Annotated in this window: 21 protein-coding genes; 10 read left to right on the forward strand and 11 right to left on the reverse strand. The window is 42.6% G+C overall.

Features of this window, described 5'->3' with window-relative positions:
- Window positions 1-109: 109 nt before the first annotated feature.
- Entirely contained in the window at window positions 110-2,950 is a 2,841-nt protein-coding gene (gene acnA, locus JMX93_RS13565) for an aconitate hydratase AcnA (protein ID WP_499205033.1), read from the reverse strand.
- Between the two features lie 740 nt (window positions 2,951-3,690).
- Between acnA and JMX93_RS13570 the strand changes: the two genes are divergently transcribed.
- The gene (locus JMX93_RS13570; protein WP_499205034.1) at window positions 3,691-4,407 is read left to right on the forward strand and encodes a metal-dependent hydrolase; all 717 of its coding nucleotides are present in this window, start codon (window positions 3,691-3,693) and stop codon (window positions 4,405-4,407) included.
- A 45-nt stretch (window positions 4,408-4,452) separates the two neighbouring features.
- Window positions 4,453-4,995: a YchJ family protein gene (locus JMX93_RS13575; protein WP_499205035.1), complete on the forward strand. Its 543-nt coding sequence runs from the start codon at window positions 4,453-4,455 to the stop codon at window positions 4,993-4,995.
- A gap of 3 nt (window positions 4,996-4,998) precedes the next feature.
- Here JMX93_RS13575 and JMX93_RS13580 read toward each other — a convergent pair whose 3' ends face one another.
- The 5 genes from JMX93_RS13580 to JMX93_RS13600 all read right to left on the reverse strand — a co-directional run bounded on the left by JMX93_RS13580 (window position 4,999) and on the right by JMX93_RS13600 (window position 9,071).
- The gene (locus JMX93_RS13580; RefSeq protein WP_499205036.1) at window positions 4,999-5,466 is read right to left on the reverse strand and encodes a type II toxin-antitoxin system VapC family toxin; all 468 of its coding nucleotides are present in this window, start codon (window positions 5,464-5,466) and stop codon (window positions 4,999-5,001) included.
- A complete protein-coding gene (locus tag JMX93_RS13585) occupies window positions 5,463-6,578 on the reverse strand; it encodes an AAA family ATPase (RefSeq protein ID WP_499205037.1) in 1,116 nt (371 codons plus the stop codon). Before JMX93_RS13585 ends, JMX93_RS13580 begins: the two co-directional genes overlap by 4 nt.
- A gap of 75 nt (window positions 6,579-6,653) precedes the next feature.
- Window positions 6,654-7,565 carry a class II glutamine amidotransferase gene (locus tag JMX93_RS13590; RefSeq protein ID WP_193011761.1) on the reverse strand — a complete coding sequence of 304 codons (912 nt, stop codon included), beginning with the start codon at window positions 7,563-7,565 and terminating at the stop codon, window positions 6,654-6,656.
- Entirely contained in the window at window positions 7,566-7,877 is a 312-nt protein-coding gene (locus tag JMX93_RS13595) for a hypothetical protein (protein ID WP_227685963.1), read from the reverse strand.
- A gap of 54 nt (window positions 7,878-7,931) precedes the next feature.
- Complete coding sequence (locus JMX93_RS13600; protein WP_499205038.1) at window positions 7,932-9,071, reverse strand: homoserine kinase; 1,140 nt, start codon at window positions 9,069-9,071, stop codon at window positions 7,932-7,934.
- Window positions 9,072-9,259: 188 nt separating this feature from the next.
- Between JMX93_RS13600 and hisF the strand changes: the two genes are divergently transcribed.
- The 7 genes from hisF (at window position 9,260) to glmS (ending at window position 17,153) form a co-directional block, all read left to right on the forward strand.
- Window positions 9,260-10,042, forward strand: a complete 783-nt coding sequence (gene hisF, locus JMX93_RS13605; RefSeq protein WP_198332599.1) for an imidazole glycerol phosphate synthase subunit HisF — start codon at window positions 9,260-9,262, stop codon at window positions 10,040-10,042.
- Between the two features lie 176 nt (window positions 10,043-10,218).
- Window positions 10,219-10,740 carry a 6,7-dimethyl-8-ribityllumazine synthase gene (ribH, locus tag JMX93_RS13610; RefSeq protein ID WP_045445783.1) on the forward strand — a complete coding sequence of 174 codons (522 nt, stop codon included), beginning with the start codon at window positions 10,219-10,221 and terminating at the stop codon, window positions 10,738-10,740.
- Between the two features lie 207 nt (window positions 10,741-10,947).
- The gene (gene nusB, locus JMX93_RS13615) at window positions 10,948-11,820 is read left to right on the forward strand and encodes a transcription antitermination factor NusB (RefSeq protein ID WP_499205039.1); all 873 of its coding nucleotides are present in this window, start codon (window positions 10,948-10,950) and stop codon (window positions 11,818-11,820) included.
- Between the two features lie 2 nt (window positions 11,821-11,822).
- Window positions 11,823-12,863: a thiamine-phosphate kinase gene (gene thiL, locus JMX93_RS13620; protein WP_198332598.1), complete on the forward strand. Its 1,041-nt coding sequence runs from the start codon at window positions 11,823-11,825 to the stop codon at window positions 12,861-12,863.
- Window positions 12,864-12,866: 3 nt separating this feature from the next.
- Window positions 12,867-13,457 carry a phosphatidylglycerophosphatase A family protein gene (locus JMX93_RS13625; RefSeq protein WP_198332597.1) on the forward strand — a complete coding sequence of 197 codons (591 nt, stop codon included), beginning with the start codon at window positions 12,867-12,869 and terminating at the stop codon, window positions 13,455-13,457.
- 229 nt (window positions 13,458-13,686) lie between these two features.
- Window positions 13,687-15,069 carry a bifunctional UDP-N-acetylglucosamine diphosphorylase/glucosamine-1-phosphate N-acetyltransferase GlmU gene (gene glmU, locus JMX93_RS13630; protein WP_499205040.1) on the forward strand — a complete coding sequence of 461 codons (1,383 nt, stop codon included), beginning with the start codon at window positions 13,687-13,689 and terminating at the stop codon, window positions 15,067-15,069.
- A 239-nt stretch (window positions 15,070-15,308) separates the two neighbouring features.
- Window positions 15,309-17,153 carry a glutamine--fructose-6-phosphate transaminase (isomerizing) gene (gene glmS / locus JMX93_RS13635; RefSeq protein WP_499205041.1) on the forward strand — a complete coding sequence of 615 codons (1,845 nt, stop codon included), beginning with the start codon at window positions 15,309-15,311 and terminating at the stop codon, window positions 17,151-17,153.
- A gap of 756 nt (window positions 17,154-17,909) precedes the next feature.
- Here the strand turns inward: glmS and JMX93_RS13640 are convergent.
- Entirely contained in the window at window positions 17,910-18,407 is a 498-nt protein-coding gene (locus JMX93_RS13640; RefSeq protein ID WP_198332594.1) for a hypothetical protein, read from the reverse strand.
- 156 nt (window positions 18,408-18,563) lie between these two features.
- Here JMX93_RS13640 and JMX93_RS13645 point away from each other — a divergent pair, with 156 nt between their 5' ends.
- The gene (locus tag JMX93_RS13645; protein ID WP_198332593.1) at window positions 18,564-19,199 is read left to right on the forward strand and encodes a hypothetical protein; all 636 of its coding nucleotides are present in this window, start codon (window positions 18,564-18,566) and stop codon (window positions 19,197-19,199) included.
- Between the two features lie 224 nt (window positions 19,200-19,423).
- Here the strand turns inward: JMX93_RS13645 and JMX93_RS13650 are convergent, their stop codons facing one another.
- From JMX93_RS13650 to JMX93_RS13665, 4 genes are all read right to left on the reverse strand, one after another.
- Window positions 19,424-20,248 carry a sulfite exporter TauE/SafE family protein gene (locus tag JMX93_RS13650; RefSeq protein ID WP_198332592.1) on the reverse strand — a complete coding sequence of 275 codons (825 nt, stop codon included), beginning with the start codon at window positions 20,246-20,248 and terminating at the stop codon, window positions 19,424-19,426.
- Between the two features lie 77 nt (window positions 20,249-20,325).
- On the reverse strand, window positions 20,326-20,826 hold the full coding sequence (locus tag JMX93_RS13655; RefSeq protein WP_198332591.1) for a flavin reductase: 501 nt from the start codon (window positions 20,824-20,826) through the stop codon (window positions 20,326-20,328).
- An 87-nt stretch (window positions 20,827-20,913) separates the two neighbouring features.
- The gene (locus JMX93_RS13660; protein WP_499205042.1) at window positions 20,914-21,942 is read right to left on the reverse strand and encodes a methionine synthase; all 1,029 of its coding nucleotides are present in this window, start codon (window positions 21,940-21,942) and stop codon (window positions 20,914-20,916) included.
- A 202-nt stretch (window positions 21,943-22,144) separates the two neighbouring features.
- Window positions 22,145-23,152, reverse strand: a complete 1,008-nt coding sequence (locus JMX93_RS13665; protein ID WP_198332589.1) for a DUF1852 domain-containing protein — start codon at window positions 23,150-23,152, stop codon at window positions 22,145-22,147.
- Window positions 23,153-23,218: the final 66 nt, after the last annotated feature.

The raw sequence follows: 23,218 nt of genomic DNA on the forward strand, positions 1-23,218 counted from the left end.
GAAATAGATTTTCAGATACTTTTTTCCCTTTTCCTAGCTCAATAAAAAAGCCCAATCCCCTACTTTGACTGGGACTGGGCTTTTTTTTCATATTAAGTCTAACTTACCATTACGCAGCGTCTTTATTCTCAGCAGCCAGTTGACGTAGTACATAGTGTAACACGCCACCATGACGCACATATTCACGCTCTTTTGGTGTCTGTAGCATGACGTTGACATCAAAGCTCTCAGACGAACCATCGGCACGTGTAGCAGTGACTGTCGCTGTTTTGCTTTCACCATTATCTAGACCAGTGATGCTAAGCACTTCAGAGCCATCTAAATTATAAGTCTCTGCATTTTCACCTTCTTTAAAGGTCAATGGTAAGACACCCATGCCAACTAAGTTTGAGCGGTGAATACGCTCAAATGAGCTGGTCAATACCGCTTTTACGCCGAGTAAAATTGTCCCCTTCGCTGCCCAGTCACGGCTAGAGCCAGAACCATATTCTGCACCGCCAAGCACGACTAACGGACGCTTATCTTCTTTATACTTCATCGCCGCATCATAGATGGCCATTTCTTCACCGTCTTGAAGCGTCGCGCTATCGCCTTTGAAGTAATAGGTATAGCCACCCTCTTTGCCACCCATCATGGTGTTTTTGATACGTATGTTGGCAAAAGTACCGCGGGTCATAACCGCATCATTACCACGGCGTGAGCCATAACTATTGAAGTCGGCTTGCATCACACCGCGCTCTTGCAAGTATTTACCTGCTGGCGAGTCTGGATCGATGTTACCAGCTGGTGAGATATGGTCGGTGGTGATTGAATCGCCAAATAAACCCAAGATACGCGCGCCTTCAATATCAGGGATACCTTCTGGCTCCATGGTCATACCATCAAAGAACGGTGGGTTTTTGATATAAGTAGATTCTTCGCTCCACGGATACAGCTGGCTATCGGCTGAGCTAATAGCGTTCCATGCTGCACTACCGTCAAACACTTCACCGTAATTCTTGCGGAACATATCCGCGTCGATATTATTAGCAATCAACTCATTGATCTCTTCTGACGTTGGCCAGATATCTTTTAGATAGACATCATTACCATCTTGATCCTGACCTAGCGGATGGGTGGTCATGTCAATATCGACCGTACCGGCTAAGGCATAGGCGACAACCAACGGCGGTGACGCTAAGTAACTGGCTTTGACATGTGAGTGAATACGGCCTTCAAAGTTACGGTTACCGGACAGTACCGCAGCGGCGACTAGATCATTCTCTTCGATACCTTTTTCAATGCTTTCTAGCAGCGGCCCTGAGTTACCGATACAAGTGGTACAACCATAGCCGACTAAGTAAAAACCTGTTTTTTCCAGCTCATCCATTAGCTTGGTTTTTTCTAAATAGTCAGTCACGACTTTAGAACCCGGGGCGAGCGAAGTCTTAACCCAAGGCTTGGCTTTAAGACCTTTTGCAGCCGCTTTTTTGGCAACTAAACCAGCACCAATCATAACCGCTGGGTTTGAGGTATTGGTACAAGAGGTAATAGCGGCAATCACGACTGAACCATCACGCAGCTTATGTTCTTTTTCATCGATTTTAATGGTAGAGAAAACCCCATTTGCAGGCTGATAGCCTTCATCTTGGCTGTCATCAATTTTTGGCTGTGCGGCTAAGTGTTCAGCCTGCTCTTGCTCACCGCCTTCTTGATCAAAGCGTACTTTGCCTTCTACTTCTGACTTGCGATCTTTGGTCATTTTTTCTAACGTTTCGCCAAATTTTTCGTGCATATCAGACAGATTGATACGCTGTTGTGGCAAGTTCGGGCCAGCAAGTGCGGGCTGTACTGAAGACAGATCTAGCTCTAACTTACTTGAATAAATCGCCGCTGGCGTGTCAGCATCGTGCCATAAGCCTTGCGCCTTGGCATACTTTTCGACCAACTCAATTTGCGCCTCATCACGTCCAGATAGACGTAGATAATCAATCGCCATTTGGTCAATCGGGAAAATACCACAGGTCGCACCATATTCTGGTGACATATTGGCAATGGTGGCACGATCTGCAAGCGGCATACTGTGTAAGCCTTCGCCATAGAATTCAACGAATTTGCCCACCACACCGTGCGCACGTAGCATTTCAACCACACGCAATACCAAATCTGTCGCGGTGACGCCTTCGGTAAGTTTGCCTTTTAGCTCAAAACCAACCACTTGTGGAATGAGCATCGATGATGGTTGACCGAGCATAGCCGCTTCCGCTTCAATACCGCCCACACCCCAACCAAGCACACCAATACCATTAATCATGGTGGTATGACTGTCAGTACCAAATACTGTATCTGGATAGGCAGTCAATTCGCTTTCACCATCAACATTGACATCTGCTGCCATGACAACACGAGCTAAATATTCAAGGTTGACCTGATGCACAATACCGGTGGCTGGTGGTACGACCACAAAGTTTTTAAACGCATTACGACCCCAATGCAAGAACTCATAACGCTCATTATTACGTTTAAATTCAATTTTTTCGTTCAAATCCAGCGCATCTTCACGACCATAAGCGTCAACTTGTACAGAATGGTCAACGACCAATTCACTCGGGATAAAGGGGTTAATTTGCTCAGCGTTACCGCCTAGCTCAACAACGGCATCACGCATCGCGGCCAAATCCACAACAGAGGGCACACCCGTGAAATCTTGCAAGACAACACGCGCTGGCATAAAAGCGATTTCTTTTGACGCTTCTGCGCCCGCGTCCCAGTTGGCAACCGCTTCAATGTGGTTTTTGCCGACAGACTGACCATCATCTTCATTACGTAATAGGTTTTCTAAGACAATTTTCATGCAAAATGGCAGTTTACTGATGTGCTCAAAAGTTTCGGTTAGCTTCGGCAGACTGTAATAGGTATGTTCCTTGCCATCGACCGAAATGGTGTCTTTTACATTAAAAATATCACTCATGGTAGCTTCCTTATCGTTGTTATAGATCTTAAGCCTAAACGGTTATATGTTTATACTGAGGATTGGTGGCTAGATAGATGATTGTACGCGTTGTATTCAAAACCATTATTATTTGACACAGTAAAATATAAAGTTGGGTTAACAAAATAGCTAAGCGACTCTTTAGTACTTAACAATAACGCTCTTTTACCATAACAAAACGACGGCGCTTTGTTAACGCCTAGACGTTGTCAAATCGTGGCATAATCGTAAACGTAACAAGGGTTTAACGATTTATTTATACATACTCTGTTCTAAGTGCCCAACTTCCTCTCAACTCCCATGCTTCTGGCTTCGACCATTACGCAAAACATTACCATTATAAAAACTAGGATTGTCATCCTCAGCCAAGCAGGATGGCATCGTTAACATTGGCAAGACTACTAAATGACCTGATTTGAGATCACTCCTTGATAATAATTTGTCCATATTGGACTTTGAATGGTTTCGCTGGCACCGTTCAATTGATTTAAATAGAACAACCATAGCACTTGTCAATTAATGTCAATGAAGCTTTCATAAAACATAAATACACTCTCACAAGGAACATCAGAATCAAGATTGATGAGTAAACCGATGGCGGGCATATAAACCTTATCTGTTAGACGTTTGGCTGCGCTATGCTATTATGGTGCGCTTTTTTACCGCTAGGCAAACGCCTCGAAACAATCGTTTCGCGCGCTATTTATTGATGAGTTTTTATGGCAAATTTTAACACCCACCTAAATGTTGCATTCATGGTCAGTGGTACGCTCAGTTTGACGGTTTATAAAGCGGGATTGATTGATGATTCGGGGTTTTTAGTTTGCGTGGCGCTTGGCACCATCGGTGGGCTACTCCCTGATTTGGATTCTGACAACTCAACACCGATTAAGCTTGGTTTTAATATCACCTCGTTTATTTTTGCCTTTGGTTTGGTCATGCATTGGCGCAGTGAGCTGAGTTTGCTCGCCCTGATTGCATTATGGCTGGTAGGCTACGGCTTTATGCGTTATGTGATTTTTTCTATTTTTACCAACATGACCGTGCATCGCGGCGTGATTCATTCCGTCCCTTATATGGCGATAATGGGTCTTGGAATGACCTATGTCAGCTACGATATTTTAAACTTACCATTAACCGCTAGCTGGTTCTACGGCTTATTTTTATTCGGCGGCGCGCTGGTGCATTTGGCGTTGGACGAGCTTTATAGTGTTAATTTATCCAATATGAAAATGAAGCGCTCATCAGGTACAGCGATGAAGTTTTATCAGCCTAAAGATAAGTGGTGGTATTTATTACTATATACACTGCTCGCCATGTTGGTCTATTTTGCCCCGCCGTTTGATGCATTTTGGCAGCAGCTGCGCGACCCAGCACCATGGGCACAGCTAAAAGTCGGCATATTGCCAGAACTAATAAAAAGCATGCTGCGATAAAGATACTGTAAAGCAGTAAAACCCAAGCAAAAATGAGAATAAAACATGCAACCTAATCTACACGTTTGCCCTTGCCAAATTCATCCATCATCAAGCGCTATTAGCTCACCACTACTTTATAAAGATTGCTGCCAGCCTTATCATGACAGGCTTTATGCTCCCGATGGCGAGCGTTTGATGCGTAGCCGCTATAGTGCGTTTGTGCTCGTGAAACCAGACTATATCGTCAAGACTACGCTGCCCGCACAGCAAGCATTGCTTGATATTAACGCGATTGAATCGTGGGCAAAAGAGACGAATTGGGCAGGATTGGAAATCGTAGCGCACATGCCAAAGCTAGGTAAAAGGCACGCACAAGTTGAGTTTAAAGCTTATTTTAATATCAAAGATAATACAGCTAATTTAGAAGAGAAAATGCAGGCGCACCATGAATTGTCTGCCTTTGTAAAAGTGACAGACAAAGTCAATAATGATGTACGTTGGTATTTCTTAGATCCAACGGTTGCGATGACAGTGAATCAAAAGCAGCCGTGTATTTGCGGTTCAGGGGAGAAGTTTAAGCGGTGTTGTGGGGTTTATTTGGGTTAGTTTTTAGAGTATTTCGTCCAATTTATAAAGCGCATATAAATTTTCAAGTTGTGGTAAGTGCTTGTCATTAGATAATAATTCTATACCATTTATTTTAGCTGTAGCAAAATGAAATATATCAAACTGGCGCTTGTCGATATTTTTATTAATGTTAGCATTATCTGCTTCAAACTTATCTAATCGATATAAATCTGCAGCCAAATCTGCTACATCTTGGCTGATGTCTAAGGTGGTTAATCCATTCATGACATTGATATATTTTTTCATCTCACTTTCTTGTGTTTTCCACAGAAAGTATCTTAAAAACTCATAGCGAATAAGTGGAGTTATCACTACTTCTACATTGTTTAAAGCTATTTCGCTACGCAAATTTTTCAAATTCTGTAAAAGCTCAGTATCATTTCCATCACTTTTACCTTCAAGCAGACCAATCAGATAATTTGTGTCTAACAGTTTCTCTTTCTCTTTCATGATTGCCCTCCCTCTAACTGCCTAATTTTTTCATCTAATAAGCTCAGTAATGCCTGTTTTGCTTCTGTTTGCTGCGGTGCATTATCACGCGACAGCTTCAAGCGATTGATATCAATATCAAAGGCATCTTTTAACAAATCTACAAATGCGGCATTGTTGGGATGTTCTATCAGCTCAGTTTTGACAATTCCATCTTCTTTATCACGATACAACTCATAAGCTTCGCCATGTTGCAATTGGCTCAAAACAATAGCGGAGTGAGTGGTAATATAAAACGTCGTATTGGGAAATAAATGCTTTAAAGTAGGAATAATAGTCGCTTGCCACTTAGTATGTAGATGGCTTTCTATTTCATCAATGAATACCACGCCTTTAACGCGAGCAATATTAGTTTCATTGGTGAAATAACTATAACCTGCAATGATAGATTGCATGATTTTAAGAATTGAAGCAAAGCCGCTAGAGAGCTCGGATAATTCAGTTTTTTTATCAGAAACTTTTATAAACACGCGATTATTTCCTGAGATTTCAAGGAATTCACTATCAATTCGCTCGTCAGCTTTGTTAAGCAGATCCAATAATGTGATGATTTCAACTTCTCGGTTGTCTTCAGCAGCTTGATAAGGATTGGCAGATTGAGCGCGTTGAATAATCCATTGATTCAACAGTTCATTCATTCCAAGACTTTTCATCTCTTTATTATTCAAAGCAGAAAAATTGTTATTAAGATGATTTGACATACGAGCGCCATAAGCCCAAATATTTTTATCGAAACTACCTTCCTGATACTCGATTGTGCCTCGATTTAGTGCACCAATCATCACTACAGCTAAGTTATGACTATCAACATCTTTCATGCCTTTATCAGAGTTACTGTTGAGCTCATGCCCATCAACAACTATATTCTCAAATGAATAGTAATTATCGTTAAAGACCTTACTATATATAATTTCATAATTGGTGAAGTATAGAGAAAATAGCGCCTCCAAACACTTCGTCTTGCCGATGCCATTCTCACCAATCAGACAATACACTCTTTGGTCAGGTTGAAAGCTAAGATGTACATCACCAACACCTACGAGCTGTTTTATTTGAATGTCATTGCCTAACATGGCTACACCTAATTATTAGTTCACTATTAACTTTATGATTGAACGACCAATGTCAAAATACAAGTCGATCAACCTCTAAACACTCGCCCCAACTGACCGTGCAACCGCAATCCCTTCCTCAATCGTCAAAAACTTCCGCTGACTTGGACTGTCTTTATAAATGACGTCGCCATCTTGGAATATCAGACACTCATTAACGGCTAACTGTTGCCATTTTTCATTTTCAGTCAGTGGCACTGTCACTAGTATCGTCACTTTATCCGTGTCTGTGGTCACATCACCAAAGTTAATGGCTAAATCATCATCTGCCAATTTCGCCTCGCCAAATGGTGCTTGGCGCGTGAGATAAAATAGCAAACTACCCGCATATGCCATTTGCCACTTACCATTTGATATCAAGCAGTTAAATAAACCATTGGCAGATAAATAACGACATTGGGTGGTCAAAAAATTAAACAGCGTTTTGTCATCAGGGCGCGACTTAAAGCTACTCTTTAGGCGATTAACCAAATAGCAAAACGCCATCTCAGAATCGGTTGAACCGACTGGCTGGCAGTGTGAAGCATTGCCGTTGTCTTGCAAGCGCTGACAGCGTTTGATAAATTCGCTATTCATCTGTCCATTATGAGCGAATACCCACTGCTCGCCCCAGACTTCGCGGACAAACGGATGGGTGTTTGCCAAGCAGTTCTGCCCTTGGGTCGCTTTACGAATATGAGCGATGACGTTCATGGCTTTTATTGGATAATTATTAACCAAGTCAGCGACTGGTGACAGGTGGCTTGGACGATTGTCATGAAACAAGCGCAGCCCCGTTGAGTCATTTGCCGATTCATCATTATTATTAGCGCATTCACTGCGCTCAAAAAATGCAATGCCAAAACCATCTTCATGACTGTCCGTCATGCCACCGCGGCGGCGAAAGCCTGCAAAGCTAAAGCCAATATCGGTTGGGGTATTACAGTTCATTCCTAAGAGTTGGCACATTTATAGAGTACCGCCGTTATTTTTATCTTGTGCAGAATTTAAAGTAGGGTTAATTTTGGCTGCGGACGTTTCATCAAACATCTCATAAGGCGTTGCCCCATCGGTGTCAATATTCGCTAAAATGCGCTGTGCATGCGCCAAATCGGTATCCTGTATCCACAGCACAATCCCAGAGTTCATACCGGGCATCGCACTCAGTGGTTGCAGAGACACCCTAATACCATTGTTACGCAGCAGATTGGCATGCAGCTCACCTTGCATATTGGTATCGTAGCGTGCCAGTTTGTGCCAGTTATCAACTTGATCGGTCATGGGATCGCCCTTATGGTTTTGATACAGGAATGGTCGAACAAAAACAATTTATGCTCATTGATCGAGCGTATATTCTTTGATGGCAAAATGGCTACTATCACTTAATTTATCACGCGCCTGCTCAGCTTGGGTAATATTGCTAAACACGCCGACTATTTGATTATCATGTTTATTTGATAGCACAAATACTGCATTCTGCGCTTTTTCCACATGCGCCCAATGATAAGCGGCAAGGCGTTTCATCAGATCAGGATTTTTGACCATGATATTATCGCCAGTCCGTCCTTCGGTACGGTTATAGTGAATAACGTTTAAACGCAACAGCCAAAAAATTACCGCCGCTTTTGCCAGCATAACCGGTAAGGCACGTTTTTCATCGTTATTAAGCGTGCGTTTAGACTCATAGCCTTGTAAGAAAGCTGCCATTTTACTGCGGTCAAAATTTACCGACTCGCCTTGTTCAGCCATACCCCAAGTGGTACAAAAATCATTAATCGTAATGGCAATATCCATCACATAGTGCTCAACACTGACTTCGGTAAAGTCCAATAGACCCGTCAGACGTTCTTCACCTTTTTGCAAATCCCATAAGGTATTATCGGCAAACATATCTAAATGACATAAGCCTTTTGGCAAAGTGGCAAGCGGCAAATCCGTATAAGACTGCCAGATATCACTCATCAATTTGGCTTCGTCACCGGGCATAAACTGCATTTCACGATCGCGCACCTCGCTCCATGGGTATAAAGGCACGCCATATTCTTCCGCAGGTTGTAGTGCTTGCAATGTCTCATGCAGCATCGCTAAAGCAGCACCAATCTCATGACACATCGCTTGCGTGGTCTGCTCTGGGTGCAAGCCTGCTAGGCATGGCACTAAGGTAATGGCTTTATTATCATAGCGTATGACATAGCCTTTTTCTGTGCTATCAACTAACGCCAACGGCGCGGCGACCGGTAATTTACCGTCCAGTTGATTGAGGATGACGGCCATCTTCTCGATGTCTTCTGGTGGACGTTCTTCAAATAAGGTAAAGACATAAGAGTGTGCGCCATCTACATCGTCAGTCGTCTGAATAAACCAGTTAGAGTTTTTGATACCTTGGGTAATCGGAATGGCACGCGCGAACGCTACGCCAAAACGGTGGCAAAAAGTGGCAAACTGGTCATCGGTTAACTGGGTATAGACGGACATGACATCTCACTTATGACAATTAAAAGAAGGTAAATAGGATAAATATCGACGGTAATCACAGTGATTGTACCGTGCATGAGCAAACTTTGGTTAAAAGCATAATAATCTTGCGAAAATCTGCCTGATACGGTGGTGATTTTGCTAGACTAGCACTTATAGAATGAATTGATTATAAGGTGAAAGACCCTATGTTAGCAAAGCGTATCATTCCTTGTTTGGACGTTGATAATGGCCGTGTGGTCAAAGGTGTACAGTTTGTCGATATCAAAGATGCAGGAGACCCTGTTGAAGTAGCAAAACGCTACAACGAACAAGGCGCTGATGAAATTACTTTTTTGGACATTACTGCCACCAATGATGAGCGCGATACCACCTATCATACCGTTGAGCGTATGGCTGAAACCGTATTTGTCCCACTCACAGTTGGCGGCGGCGTGCGTAAAATCGCTGATATCCGCAATCTGTTGAATGCTGGTGCGGATAAAGTAGCGATCAATTCTGCGGCGGTCTTTACCCCTGAGTTCGTCGGTGAAGCGGCGCAGAAATTTGGCAATCAATGTATCGTCGTTGCTATCGATGCCAAACGCGTTGCAGATATTGAAGTTGATGGGATGGTTATGCCGCGTTGGGAGATTTTTACCCATGGTGGTCGCAAACCAACGGGCATTGATGCGGTGGCTTGGGCGAGCAAAATGGCTGAGCTTGGCGCTGGCGAATTACTAGTCACCTCGATGGATGGCGATGGCACCAAAAAAGGCTATGATTTGGCATTGATGAAGCAAATCACTAACCGCGTCAATGTGCCCGTTATCGCGTCAGGCGGCGTCGGTAATTTGCAACATTTGGCCGAAGGAGTGTTAGAAGGTGGCGTCGATGCCGTACTTGCCGCCAGCATCTTCCATTTTGGCGAGTATACGGTTCAAGAAGCCAAAGCATATATGGCAGCGCAAGGGATACAAATGCGCTTATAGTACGCTCGTAAAATACAAATAAAACAGAAAAAAATGTTATCATAGCGCTAACCACTTATTTTCGTTCATTTAACTGATTATCTAACGGATAATAAGCCATTTGAACCTAGCAATATATTTAGCTCATTATTTATTCCTACATTTTAATTAAAAGCCCATTCGGCAAAGGATTTTTTATGTCAAATCTACAACAGCAGCGCAATGACGTGACTCATATCGATGGTAATTTACATCAAAACAAAGACGTTCGTATTGGTATCGTCGTCGGTCGTTTTAATGGTTTTGTGGTTGAATCTTTGGTAGATGGTGCGATCGATGCATTGCTACGTCACGGTGTATTGGGTAGCAACATTACCGTTATCCGCGTGCCTGGTGCTTTTGAATTGCCATTGGTTGCTCAACGTGCCGCCGAGTCTGATCGCTTTGATGCCATCGTCGCTTTGGGCGCAATTATTCGTGGTAGCACGCCACATTTTGATTTCGTTGCAAGCGAATCTGCAAAAGGCTTAAGCGCGGTAGCTATGGATTATAATATCCCAGTTGCCAATGGCGTACTGACGACTGACAGCATCGAGCAAGCGATTGAGCGTGCGGGTACTAAAGCGGGTAACAAAGGCTCAGAAGCGGCGATGGTTGTACTAGAAATGCTTGCGGTACTATCACAGCTAGATATTGAAGATGATAGCGAAGATGCTTAATCAAGCCATCATTTGATAGGCTGTTTGTTATTTAATGAGCGCTGTGGTTTCTATGAGCTTGCATTTTTATCGAGAGCCACAGCGTCAGTGTTACAAAGAATGTTACCAAGTACGATATAAAACTCGACTGGCACAGCCTGCCAGCTGACCACTATTTAACATTTTATTTTAAAACTTTTTATCTTAAAAACTAGGTATAGACCCCCTATGACTGACCAACTCAAGCGCGCTATCAGCGCTGCGAAAACCGCCCAAACCAATGATAAACAAGCTGAAGCCACGCGCATCGCGAGCAGCAGTGCGGGTGATCAAATCTTCGATATGAGTGAGTCTTCTTACAAGACCAGTCACACCGCTATCCGTAAAGCGCGACGCTTTGCGATGCAAGGTCTATACGAATGGCTCGTCACTGACCGCCGCTTCGATATCGATGGTAAGCTTGGCTGGAAAGACAATGCCCCACACGATATCGCTGCTCGTACCCGCGCGACCAATGCCATGCATACCGTACATATTGGCTATTATCATGAAATGATGCGTGATATTCCAGAGCAGATCGAGGCGCTAGATGTCCTTATCTCTCAGCATCTTGACCGTGAAATCGATAAATTGGACACCGTTGAGCACGCCATTTTATTGATTGGTGCTTACGAGCTACAAAACCGTTTAGAAATTCCTTATAAAGTGGTACTTGATGAAGCGATGAAGCTGAATCATCACTTTGGCGCTACTGACGCGCATAAATTGATTAATGCCGTCCTTGATAAAATGGCAGTAGAGCTACGTGCTATTGAAGTAGAAGCAGATAGCAAAGCCAATTTACGCACCTCACAAAAAGCGGCTGCTAAACCTGTAATAAAAGCTGATACCAATGCAGAAACTAATGCTGATATAGAAGATAGTGCCGACACACCTACTCTTGAAGAAAAACCAACCACTTCAAACAAGCTTCGTATCAGTGCCAATAATGCTACTGTCAAACGCAATAGCGCTAGTAAAGCTACTGCCAACATTAGTGACTTTAAAGCGAGCAAAAAAGCGATTGAAACAGACCGCACTGATGTAGACAGCAAAGACTAATCATGAATGAGTTTGAGCTGATTGAGCGTATATTCTCCCAAATGCAAGCTGCACAGTCATTGTCCAGCAGTGTCAATAAAGGCAGGGTCGAAAAAGGCATTGGTGATGATGCAGCAGTGATGAGCTTGCCTGCGGGTGCGCGTTTGGTCAGCTGTATTGATACACTCGTTCAAGGTCGACACTTTAGCGCCGATTGGGAGCAAGTGAATAAGCTTGCATTTGCCATCGGCTATAAAGCTGTAGCAGTGAATGTCTCAGATATTGCCGCGATGGGTGCAACTCCGCATAGTATTCTGCTAGCGTTAGCATTGCCTGAGCGCTTGGCGAATGAGCAATGGTTAAGTGAATTTGCTAAAGGCTTATTTCATGCTTGCCAGCTATTTAGGGTGACGCTGATTGGTGGTGATACCACGCGTAGCGACAATTTAGTTCTTAGTGTCAGCGCGCAAGGGTTACTCACCAAAGATACACCAGCCGTCTACCGTTCAGGCGCGCAAGTTGGCGATAAACTCTATGTCTCAGGCACTCTTGGCGATGCCGCTTATGCACTACAGAACCCTGACAATGCCGTCGGTATTGAGCTTGCGCATCGGCTACATATGCCAACCCCGCGTATTGCACTGGGCGCAGAACTAGCAAAAATCGGCGCTACGGCAATGATAGATATCTCTGATGGTCTGTATCAAGATCTTGGTCATATCTGCCAACAAAGCAGCGTTAGTATGCGCATTCATCTCGATCTGCTACCTACCAGCAAAGCATTGGCAAACGCTGAGTTAACTGAGCGCTTGTTGTGCCAGTTGGCTGGTGGCGATGATTATGAGTTGGCTTTTACTTTGCCTGCTCATATTGAACCGCCTGTTAATAACAGTAGCAACACACCTATTACCTGTATCGGCGAAGTCATAGCCGTAAACAAGACAAATGCTACCAAAAATTTACGACCAGAGCTTTTTTATCAAGGACAGCCAATCACACCTACCCATCCCGCTCCCTTTATTACTTGGCCCAATCTGACGGGTTACCAACATTTTGCAGGTTAACCCATGATTGATCACAACCTATCTAAGCCTGATATCCGTAAAGCCAATGATTGTCCACCGCTACCCACTACTGCTACGATGCTTGACCGTTTGGTTTATTGGCTCGGTATCGGCTTAGGAAGTGGTTTGCCTCGCCGTGCACCCGGCACTTGGGGCACGGTTGGAAGTATAGTCATCGCGATACCATTGCTAAGCTTAGGATTCGTGCCATTTTTGATTATTACCATTCTCTCTTGTGTGATTGGTAGTTGGATATGCGGTCGTACCTCAGAGCTAATGGGTGGTCATGATAACCCGCACATTGTCTGGGATGAATGGGCGGGCATGTGGCTTACCCTACTGCCGCTATCTTATATGGGTATCGCTGACGGTAATTTTTGGCAAAATATCGCCCAAACATCTTCTATTATTGCCATCATTATCGCCTTTATATTATTCCGATTTTTTGACATTATTAAGCCACCACCGATTGGCTGGGCAGATAAAAAAGTCGCAGGTGGCCTAGGTATTATGCTCGATGACATCATCGCAGGTATCATGGCAGCAGCCGTTTGGGTTATTATTTATACCACCATCCTCACACTGGCAAATTAGCCACGCTTTTATATAAGCGACGGTCTTTGATAACCGATTGTCTTTTTTGACTCGCCCACTTTTTTAGTAATGCGTTTGTGACGACAGACAATTCATCAGCAAGTCACCATTAAATAATAAGCCGATGACAAACAACGCAGGTTACAAAGATGTCACGACATAGCATTTTAGTTAAATGACAGTTTGCGTTATAATTTGAAATTATATTTTGTTACATTTGTAGGCTATTATGACATCTCCTCTTTCGGTAATTATCCTCGCTGCGGGCAAAGGCACGCGTATGCAGTCAGCCAAGCCAAAAGTGCTACAGACATTGGCTGGTAAGTCGTTATTGGGTCATGTTCTTGACACCTGTCATCAACTAACGGTTGATGACACCATCATTGTTCATGGTTTTGGTGGCGAGCAAGTCCAAGCAGATATTAATGAGCAATATGCGCACCTGCCTATTACTTGGGTTGCCCAGACTGAGCAGTTGGGTACTGGACATGCGGTAAAAGTGACCCTATCTGAATTACCAAAAGAAGGACAAAGCCTGATTCTCTATGGTGATGTGCCGTTGGTCAGTTGCCAAACGTTAACGGCATTGAAATCTGCCAATACGGATGGCATGTCAATGTTGACCTTGACCGTTGACAATCCGTTTGGTCTCGGTCGTATCAAACGTGACAAAGACGGCAATATCAAAGCCATCGTCGAGCAAAAAGATGCAAGCGCTGATGAGCAAAAAATCCAAGAGATTAATAGTGGTATTTACTGCGTCGATAATGCGTTATTGCATAAATATCTGCCAAAGCTTTCTAATGATAATGCGCAGCAAGAATATTACCTGACGGATATCGTTAAAATGGCGGTCGCTGAAGGCATTAATATTGTCGCGATTGAGCCTGAGCATACCTTTGAGATTGAAGGCGTCAATAACCGCCAACAGCTTGCTAACTTAGAGCGCACTTGGCAAGGCAAACTGGTTGCCGACTTGCAAGAAGCGGGCGTGCAGTTTGCTGACCCCACTCGCGTTGATATTCGTGGCACGCTTAGCGCTGGTCAGGACGTGTTTGTCGATGTAGGTGTGGTATTTGAGGGCGATTGTATCTTAGGTGATAATGTGTATATCGAAGCGGGCTGTGTCATTAAAAACGCCCACATTGGTAATGCCTGCCACATAAAACCTTATTGCGTGATTGATCGCGCTGAGATTGGGGCAGGTGTTGATGTTGGTCCTTTCGCCCATTTGCGTCCTGAAACCGTATTGGCTAACAACAGTAAAGTCGGTAATTTCGTCGAGATTAAAAAATCAACTGTCGGCCATGGTAGCAAGGTTAATCACTTGAGTTATATCGGTGATGCGACCATTGGTACAGATGTCAATGTCGGTGCAGGCGTCATTACTTGTAATTATGATGGTGTCAATAAATCACAAACCATCATCGAAGATAACGCTTTTATTGGCTCTAACGCCAGTCTGGTCGCGCCAGTAACCATTGGTGATACCGCAACAGTTGCCGCAGGGTCAGTGATTACCGAAAACGTCGATAGTAAAGCATTAGCCTTTGGACGGGCGCGACAGACTCAGAAAAACGACTTTCAGCGTCCGACTAAAAAGTCAAAATAGTAACGATCAATCACAAGCATTTTGAATAATGTCTATTAAAATAATACTAAGCAGCATGACAATTTTTGTGATGCTGCTTCCTTATATTTATAGCGTCAAAATTGTTAATATAAAAGCTATCATAGTATGAATTTCTATTATTTATTGACTGAACATTATCGCCTCTCAAAGCATTTGATCTGTTAAGCATTGAAGCTGTCAAAAATCAAAACATAAAACATCGAATTTAAGGAATAGTTATGTGTGGAATCGTTGGAGCAGTCGCTGAGCGTAATATCGCCAATATCTTACTTGAGGGTCTTAAACGTTTAGAATACCGCGGTTATGATTCTGCCGGTCTGACCGTCATTCGTGATGGCGAACTTCATCGCGAGCGCCAAGTGGGTAAAGTGCAAGCGTTGGTCGATGCTGTGGCAGTCAATCCTGAATTTTTCGATGGTCATATTGGTATTGCGCATACACGTTGGGCAACGCATGGCGAGCCGGCTCAGCGTAACGCCCATCCGCATGTCTCAGGCAAGATTGCTGTGGTACATAACGGTATCGTGGAAAACTATGCCGAGTTAAAAGAAGCATTGATTGCTAAAGGTTACGTATTTACTTCGCAAACCGATACTGAGGTCGTCGCTCATTTAATTAATGATATCTACAAAACAACGCCTGATTTACTAGAAGCCGTTCGTGCTGTTATTCCTTTATTACATGGCGCCTTTGCCCTGGGTATTCTGCATATCGACTGCCCAGAAGAGCTAATTACTGTTCGTTTAGGCTCTCCATTGGTGATTGGAGTGGGTATCGGTGAGAACTTTATTGCTTCTGATCAACTAGCCCTCCTGCCGGTCACCAATCGCTTTATGTATCTAGAAGAAGGCGATATTGCCAAATTGACGCGTAGTAGCATTCAGGTTTATGCCGATGGTGTCGAAGTAAAACGTCAGATACATGAAATTGACGCGGCCCAACATAATGCGGATAAAGGTGAATTTAAGCATTATATGCTCAAAGAAATCTATGAACAGCCAGACGCGGTCGCCCGTACTGTTGAGATGGCTGTAGATAGCGACGAGCCGTCTAAACTGCGCGATGATTTTTTACAGCGTCACGAAGCACAATTAAAAGGCATTAAGCACGTCCAAGTCATCGCTTGTGGTACCAGTTACCACTCAGGTTTGGTCGCAAAATATTGGTTTGAGAGCCTTATTCGTGTGCCTTGTTCAGTTGAAGTCGCTAGTGAATTCCGCTATCGCAATCCTGTCGTCGTCGATAACACACTCGTCATTTGTATTTCTCAATCTGGCGAAACAGCAGACACATTATCAGCGCTACGTGATATCCAAAAGAGCACACCAGCAGGTTTAGTCAGCTTAGCACTATGTAATGTACCAACATCATCTTTGGTACGTGAGACGGATATATTTTTACCAACGCTTGCCGGTCCAGAGATTGGCGTTGCTTCTACCAAAGCATTCACCACTCAGCTTGCCGCTTTAATGCTATTGGTCTTAAAAGTGGGTGTCGTTCAGGAGCGCATGACTGGCGAAAATTTGAGTACCTTGCTTGGTCAGTTACAAGAGCTACGTGGTCAACTATATGCCAGCTTAAACCTTGATGCACCTATCAAAGCCATGAGTGAGCATTTTGAGTATAAAAAGAGCTGCTTGTTCTTAGGTCGTGGTTTGCAGTTCCCTATTGCCTTGGAAGGTGCACTGAAACTAAAAGAGATTTCTTACATTCACGCCGAAGGTTATGCAGCAGGTGAGCTTAAACATGGACCATTGGCATTGGTTGATAAAGACATGCCCATCGTTGTACTAGCACCAAAAGACAGCATGTTCGATAAGCTAAAAGCCAATATGCAAGAGGTACACGCGCGTCATGGTGAGCTGTTTGTTTTTGCAAGCGAATCTAGTCAAATGGTCGCAGAAGACAGATTGCACGTGGTCTATGTGCCGGATGTTTGTGAGACGCTTGCCCCTATCGTCTATAGTGTGCCAGTACAGCTGCTGTCTTATCATGTCGCAGTAATGCGTGGCACAGACGTCGATCAGCCACGTAACCTCGCAAAATCAGTGACTGTTGAGTAGGTTCATCGTTCACTGACAATTTGTGAACGAGTAATAAAGTATCATACTGAATCCTTTACCATCTTATATAAACTAGATGGTAAAGGCTTTTTTATGAATAACGAAATATAAAAATATTAATCACTTATATACTAACTTCCAAATATATTTAACATAAGATTCGTTATGAGAATAATCAAGTATTTTTGGGGTTATCTACCGCCCATTTCAGATAGTAAAAAGGTAGTGAATTGACACTATTATGGGAATATTTTCGGTTACTTATATAGATATTGAACGTGTTCAAACAACCAATGTGATGGTAAATACCTGCTAACCTAACTTAAATAACGATAGTATTTAGATTAATTCTTAGGTTATTACATGCCCTTTCGTAATCTTCTCTCTTTATAAAATCTTCTGTAATACTAAACATCATATCTTCAGTCTCAAATATAATTCTTTTAGCTTCGTCTAGAAATATAATATTAGTTATATTATGAGTATTTAGTAGCCTACTACCTGTATCTATGAATTGAGACATAAACTTAATCCTTATTTTAATGTTAAAACTTATCTCTAAATAATACCTTTGACGAGCTAACCAAGTGCTTTCATTGGTTTGGTACCCTAGTGAGGACTTGAATATTAAGCTATATGCTAATGGCATCAATGGTTTTGATTATTTATACTATTGTAGTGTACTTCACAGTGTACTTGTTGGGCGATGCAAGGTTACTTGAATAAGATGGTATCGAGACCAGAATAGTTACTATATTAAGTTAAGTTGTAATTATAAATCCCAACTTCTTCTATGATGGAGTCGGGATCTTCTTCAAGCTCTAAGCCACCGGCTACAAAGTATATCCCTTCAATCATCTGTCCTTCGTTATCAGCAAGATAATGTATATCTTCAGCATCGTCCAAAACTAAGGCATGATCTATATCTCCAATACGGCTACCAATTTTAATGTTACCTTCAAAAATATCACCTTTATAACCAGCGCCAGCGCTAATATCGCATAGAGTTCCTTTTTCAGTAAAGCCTAATTCTAGTTTAGGTTCTGAAAAATATATTATATACCCGTTATTATTTGGTATCTCAAAAAGTAAGACGCCTGTATTGTCTAAGGCTAAATCAACCGTCCATTCCTTAACATTTCCATCAACTGTCTTATCGATAAAATGAAGAAAGCTTTCCAATTTTTCACCTAGTGTGAACCCTGCTAAGGATTTACCAATCTCTGCTTTAGCATGTATATCCAAATGAGCCATTTATTTAATTAACCTTATATTGACTAATAAGCTTTACAAGCCCGAAAATAGTATTAAATCGTGATCGATGCGCTATACAGGAGTCGAACATACTCTAAAAAAGGACGTTATGGTAAAAAATCATCAAAATACACAAGCTAATTGCAAGGTCATAAAATGAATAAAAGCGAGATAGATACTCTACTGTACAGTATTCCAGACAACGTGGATTATACTGAAATACCAGACGAAATAGATTTAGAAGATGTACCCATAGAGCGTCTTAAGAAATTGATAGCACTACTAGAGGTCGATGATGAATCTCTTTTATTTGATGTCTCCAGGTTATTAACATCTTGGGGTGTTAGAGAAGGATTCGATACTCTTAGAAGTCTTTTAATGAATAATCGTTTACAAGGAATGATCCAACATCGCTTGCACGGTTATGATGATACATATAAACATGTACTGGATAGCATTATCAGTTACTGGGCTAGCTTATCAGACTTAGGACAAGGGGCTAAAGCAAGACAAGAGATATTCGAACCCATATCCAAGATTATTAAAGATTCTAACTTACAATCATTTGAGATTAGTAGAGTATTTTATCTAATCCTTCGTAAAAGATTTTATGAATATATACCTCTATTGAAGGAGCATCTGGAAATTATTATTAAGAAACCTGAAGATAATTATTGGAAAATAAAAGATGCTCTTGATTTGTTTTTAAAGATTGATCCTGAATTTGTAAAAGTTGTTCTTAATAATAATTCAAAAACATTGGCTGATTTTGGGTTAAATGAAAACCTGTGAATATTGATTTAGCTCTTTAATAATCAATGAACACGATGTGTCTTTTTGGCTATACCTCAAGGGAACCAGTTATTTTACCCTATAAACCTATTAACAGACCACTTAAAATAGACCTTTATCATGGAACCACTTATATTAGACTGCTAAGTTAGGTATGATTTTCGGCACTAAGCAATACAATTCCGTTTGTGAACTTTGCACCTGAAATGCATCAATATAAATACTTACATTAGCCCTTTATAAAGAAAGTAAAACCCCACAACCGTTAATAACACCGCAAAGCATTTCTTTAAAAGCTCTGGTGATAGTATATGGGCGACTTTTGCACCTAGCTTTGCGGTGAAAAAGCTCATGATACTAATCCCTAGAAAGGCATAAATGTGGACAAAGCCAATGGTATTGGGTGCATCAACTTGTTGCTGCATCCCAAAGAACATAAAGCCTAATGCTCCAGCAATAGCAATCGGCAGACCACAAGCAGCGGACGTGCCAACCGCTTTTTGCATGACTACACCATAGCGCGTAAGATAAGGGACGGTTAAGCTGCCACCACCAATGCCGAAAATGGCAGAAGCGATACCGATAACCCCACCTGCTGCCAATTGCTTAGGCGTTGACGGCAATGCTGTTTGGGTAGTACTGGCATCATTTGCTGTACCATCTATCCGCTTTTTGCCGCCAGTAAACATGTTAAAGGCGACCCACAGCAAAAACGTACCCACGATAATTTGTAGATGACCGCCTGAGATCGCGCCTGCAATCCCCGCCCCAAAGAAGCAACCAATCGCCATGCCTGGCGTCAGATTTTTAAAGACAGGCCACATGACTGCGCCTTTCTTATTATGTGCCATTAACGAGCTTATAGAGGTGACAATGATGGTCGCCAATGACGTACCTAATGCTAAGTGCATGATATTGTCAGGACTGTAACCCATCTGCGTAAAAACGATAAATAATAATGGCACAATAATTGTGCCACCACCCACACCAAATAGCCCCGCAGCAAATCCTGCTAGCGCGCCTATGATTAAAAAAATGATTAGTTCCACAGGATATTTACTTCTTATTTAGAGTTAGTACGATGGTTATTTTAGTTAAGTGACAATCAGTCAGTTAAAAAGCCAACTTAAGCGATTTCTACTTGATCCACTTGACCAACCCGAGAATAGGCACGATTAAAATACACCAAACTTTCCTCTTGCTCACTTTGTCTGATGGCGACCACTCGGCACATGAAGACGCTATGTGTGCCCACTTGCTGAATGTCCTGAATTTCACAATCAAAACTGACCAACGCATCTTCTAAAACGGGAGCGCCAGTTTTAAGCTGTGACCAAGAGCCATATTCAAATCGCTCTTGCGAACTCAATTTGGAGGCAAAAGCATTGGATATTGGCTCGTGCTGTGCGCCCAACACATTAACACTTAAGGTTTTATTCTCAACAAAATGGCCATGTGAGCGGGACGTCTGATTCATGCAAACCAGTAAGGTTGGCGGTGTATCGGTGACGCTACACACCGCAGAGGCGGTAAATCCGTGGACACCAGCGCTGCCTTCTGTGGTAATAATATTGACCGCGGTTGTTAACAAAGACATGGCGTCTCTAAAATCGGTGGCTTCAATCATGACTTAACTCCTAAATTTTAAATCTTTAAGTACATTGATAACTGAGGTCACTTATAAGCCCAAACAAGCTAGGGCTCATTAATAAAACTAAACGGTCAGCTCTTGACGAACGATTGCTGCGCCAGCACTCAAAACCTGTAACTTGCCTCGTGCCACTTGGCGAGACAACGGTGCCATGCCGCAGTTGGTCGAAGGATACAACTTATCCGCATCGACGAATTGCAGTGCTTTGCGTAACGTATTGGCCACTTCTTCAGGAGTCTCAATGGTATTGGTTGCCACGTCAATGGCGCCAATCATCACTTTTTTACCGCGAATGAGTTCAATCAAATCCATGGGAACATGTGAGTTTTGACACTCTAAAGAGACAATATCAATATTCGACTGCTGCAATTTAGGAAAGGCTTGCTCATATTGACGCCACTCTGAACCCAGTGTCTTTTTCCAATCAGTATTGGCTTTGATACCATAGCCGTAGCAGATATGCACCGCCGTCTCACACTTTAGACCTTCAATGGCACGCTCTAAAGTAGCAATACCCCAGTCGTTGACGTCATCAAAGAACACATTAAATGCCGGTTCATCGAATTGGATAATATCCACCCCAGCCGCTTCTAACTCTCTGGCTTCTTGATTCAGAATTTTGGCAAACTCCCAAGCCAATTTTTCACGGCTTTTATAATGACCATCATACAAAGTATCAATCATCGTCATCGGCCCCGGCAGTGCCCATTTGATTGGCTGATCGGTTTGTTGACGCAAAAACTTAGCGTCTTCCACAAATACGGGCTTTTGACGGCTGACAGCACCCACGACTGACGGCACACTGGCATCATAGCGATTACGAATGCGCACGGTCTCGCGCTTCTCAAAATCGACGCCATCCAGATGTTCAATAAATGTGGTCACAAAGTGCTGACGGGTCTGCTCGCCATCACTGACAATATCAATGCCTGCATGTACTTGTTCTTGCAATGTCAAACGTAGCGCATCTTGTTTGGCTTCAATCAATTGCTCACCCTCTAATGCCCAAGGTGACCAGATTTTCTCAGGTTCTGCTAGCCAAGAAGGTTTCGGTAAGCTGCCAGCGGTTGACGTCGGTAATAATAGTTTCATGGTAATTTATCTTTTATATTTTGGTTTTTTATGGTCGATATGAAGTGTCGATATTAAATAAAGTAGATACGTTATATTTTTGACGCGAGACTGGTATAAATTTTTCTTGCGTGCTGTGTCTACGCGGACAGAGGCGGCACAACATTCATTCCAGTCTCACTATATTGTGTCTATATCGGATTTACTATTAATTTTAGTCAATTTAAGCAGCGCGTTTTTTAGTAGCAGGTTTTTGAACATCATAGCTTGCTGCCCATTCCTCAAGAATGTCTTGGTAGGGCTGAATAAACTGCTCTTCAGTAAACTTACCTTGCGTTACCGCCATCTGACTGCGTTCTGCACGATCATAGACAATTTGTGTCAGTGAATAATCTTGGTACTTCAAACTGGGTTGATACACTTGCCCAGCTGTCGAATTGGCATTGTAAATTTCAGGTCGGTAGATTTTTTGGAAAGTTTCCATCGTACTGATTGCACTGATCAGCTCAAGATCGGTGTAATCACTCAGCAAGTTACCCGCAAAATAAAAGGCTAAAGGTGCAGCACTACCAGCAGGCATAAAGTAGCGAACGGTTAAGCCCATTTTATGAAAATAGTCGTCGGTTAACGAATAGTCATCTTGTTTGTACTCAACGCCCAACACAGGATGCTGATTGGTCGTACGCTGATAGGTTTTACTGGTGGATACACTGAGGCAAATCACCGGTTGTTTATTGAAGTTGGCTTGGTAGGCGGCTGAGTTCAATAAATATTGAAACAGCTTGCCATGTAAGTCACCAAAATCTACTGGTGGTGGCGATGAGGGATTTTTATCAAAATGGTCTAACAGTACGACGCTAAAGTCATAATCGCGCACATAAGAGGAGAAACTGTTGCCAATCATACCGTCAATACGGGTGTTCTCTTTATGATCAACAATCGTTGTTTTTAGCATCTCGATGATAGGGAAGGTATCGCCATTTCCTTCAACATCCATGTCGACAGAAATAATATCAACCTCAACAGAATAACGGTCTGCGGTTGGGTTATCCCAATGTGCCAAGGCGTTAAAACGATTGTTTATCATTGTTAACGTTTTGCGTAAGTTCTCTTGGCGATGCTCACCACGCGCCAAATTCGCAAAATTCGTCGTTAGACGCGTGCTATCTGCAGGATGATAGTTTTCATCAAAACGAATGCGCTTAATTGCACAGCTAAATTCTTTACTCATGATAATTCGCTACCCTAATCTACTCTCATTATTTGAGATAAAACCAAATTTGTGTATGAGGTGAAT

It is taken from the genome of Psychrobacter muriicola 2pS (assembly GCF_904846535.1).
Taxonomy (GTDB): domain Bacteria; phylum Pseudomonadota; class Gammaproteobacteria; order Pseudomonadales; family Moraxellaceae; genus Psychrobacter; species Psychrobacter aquimaris.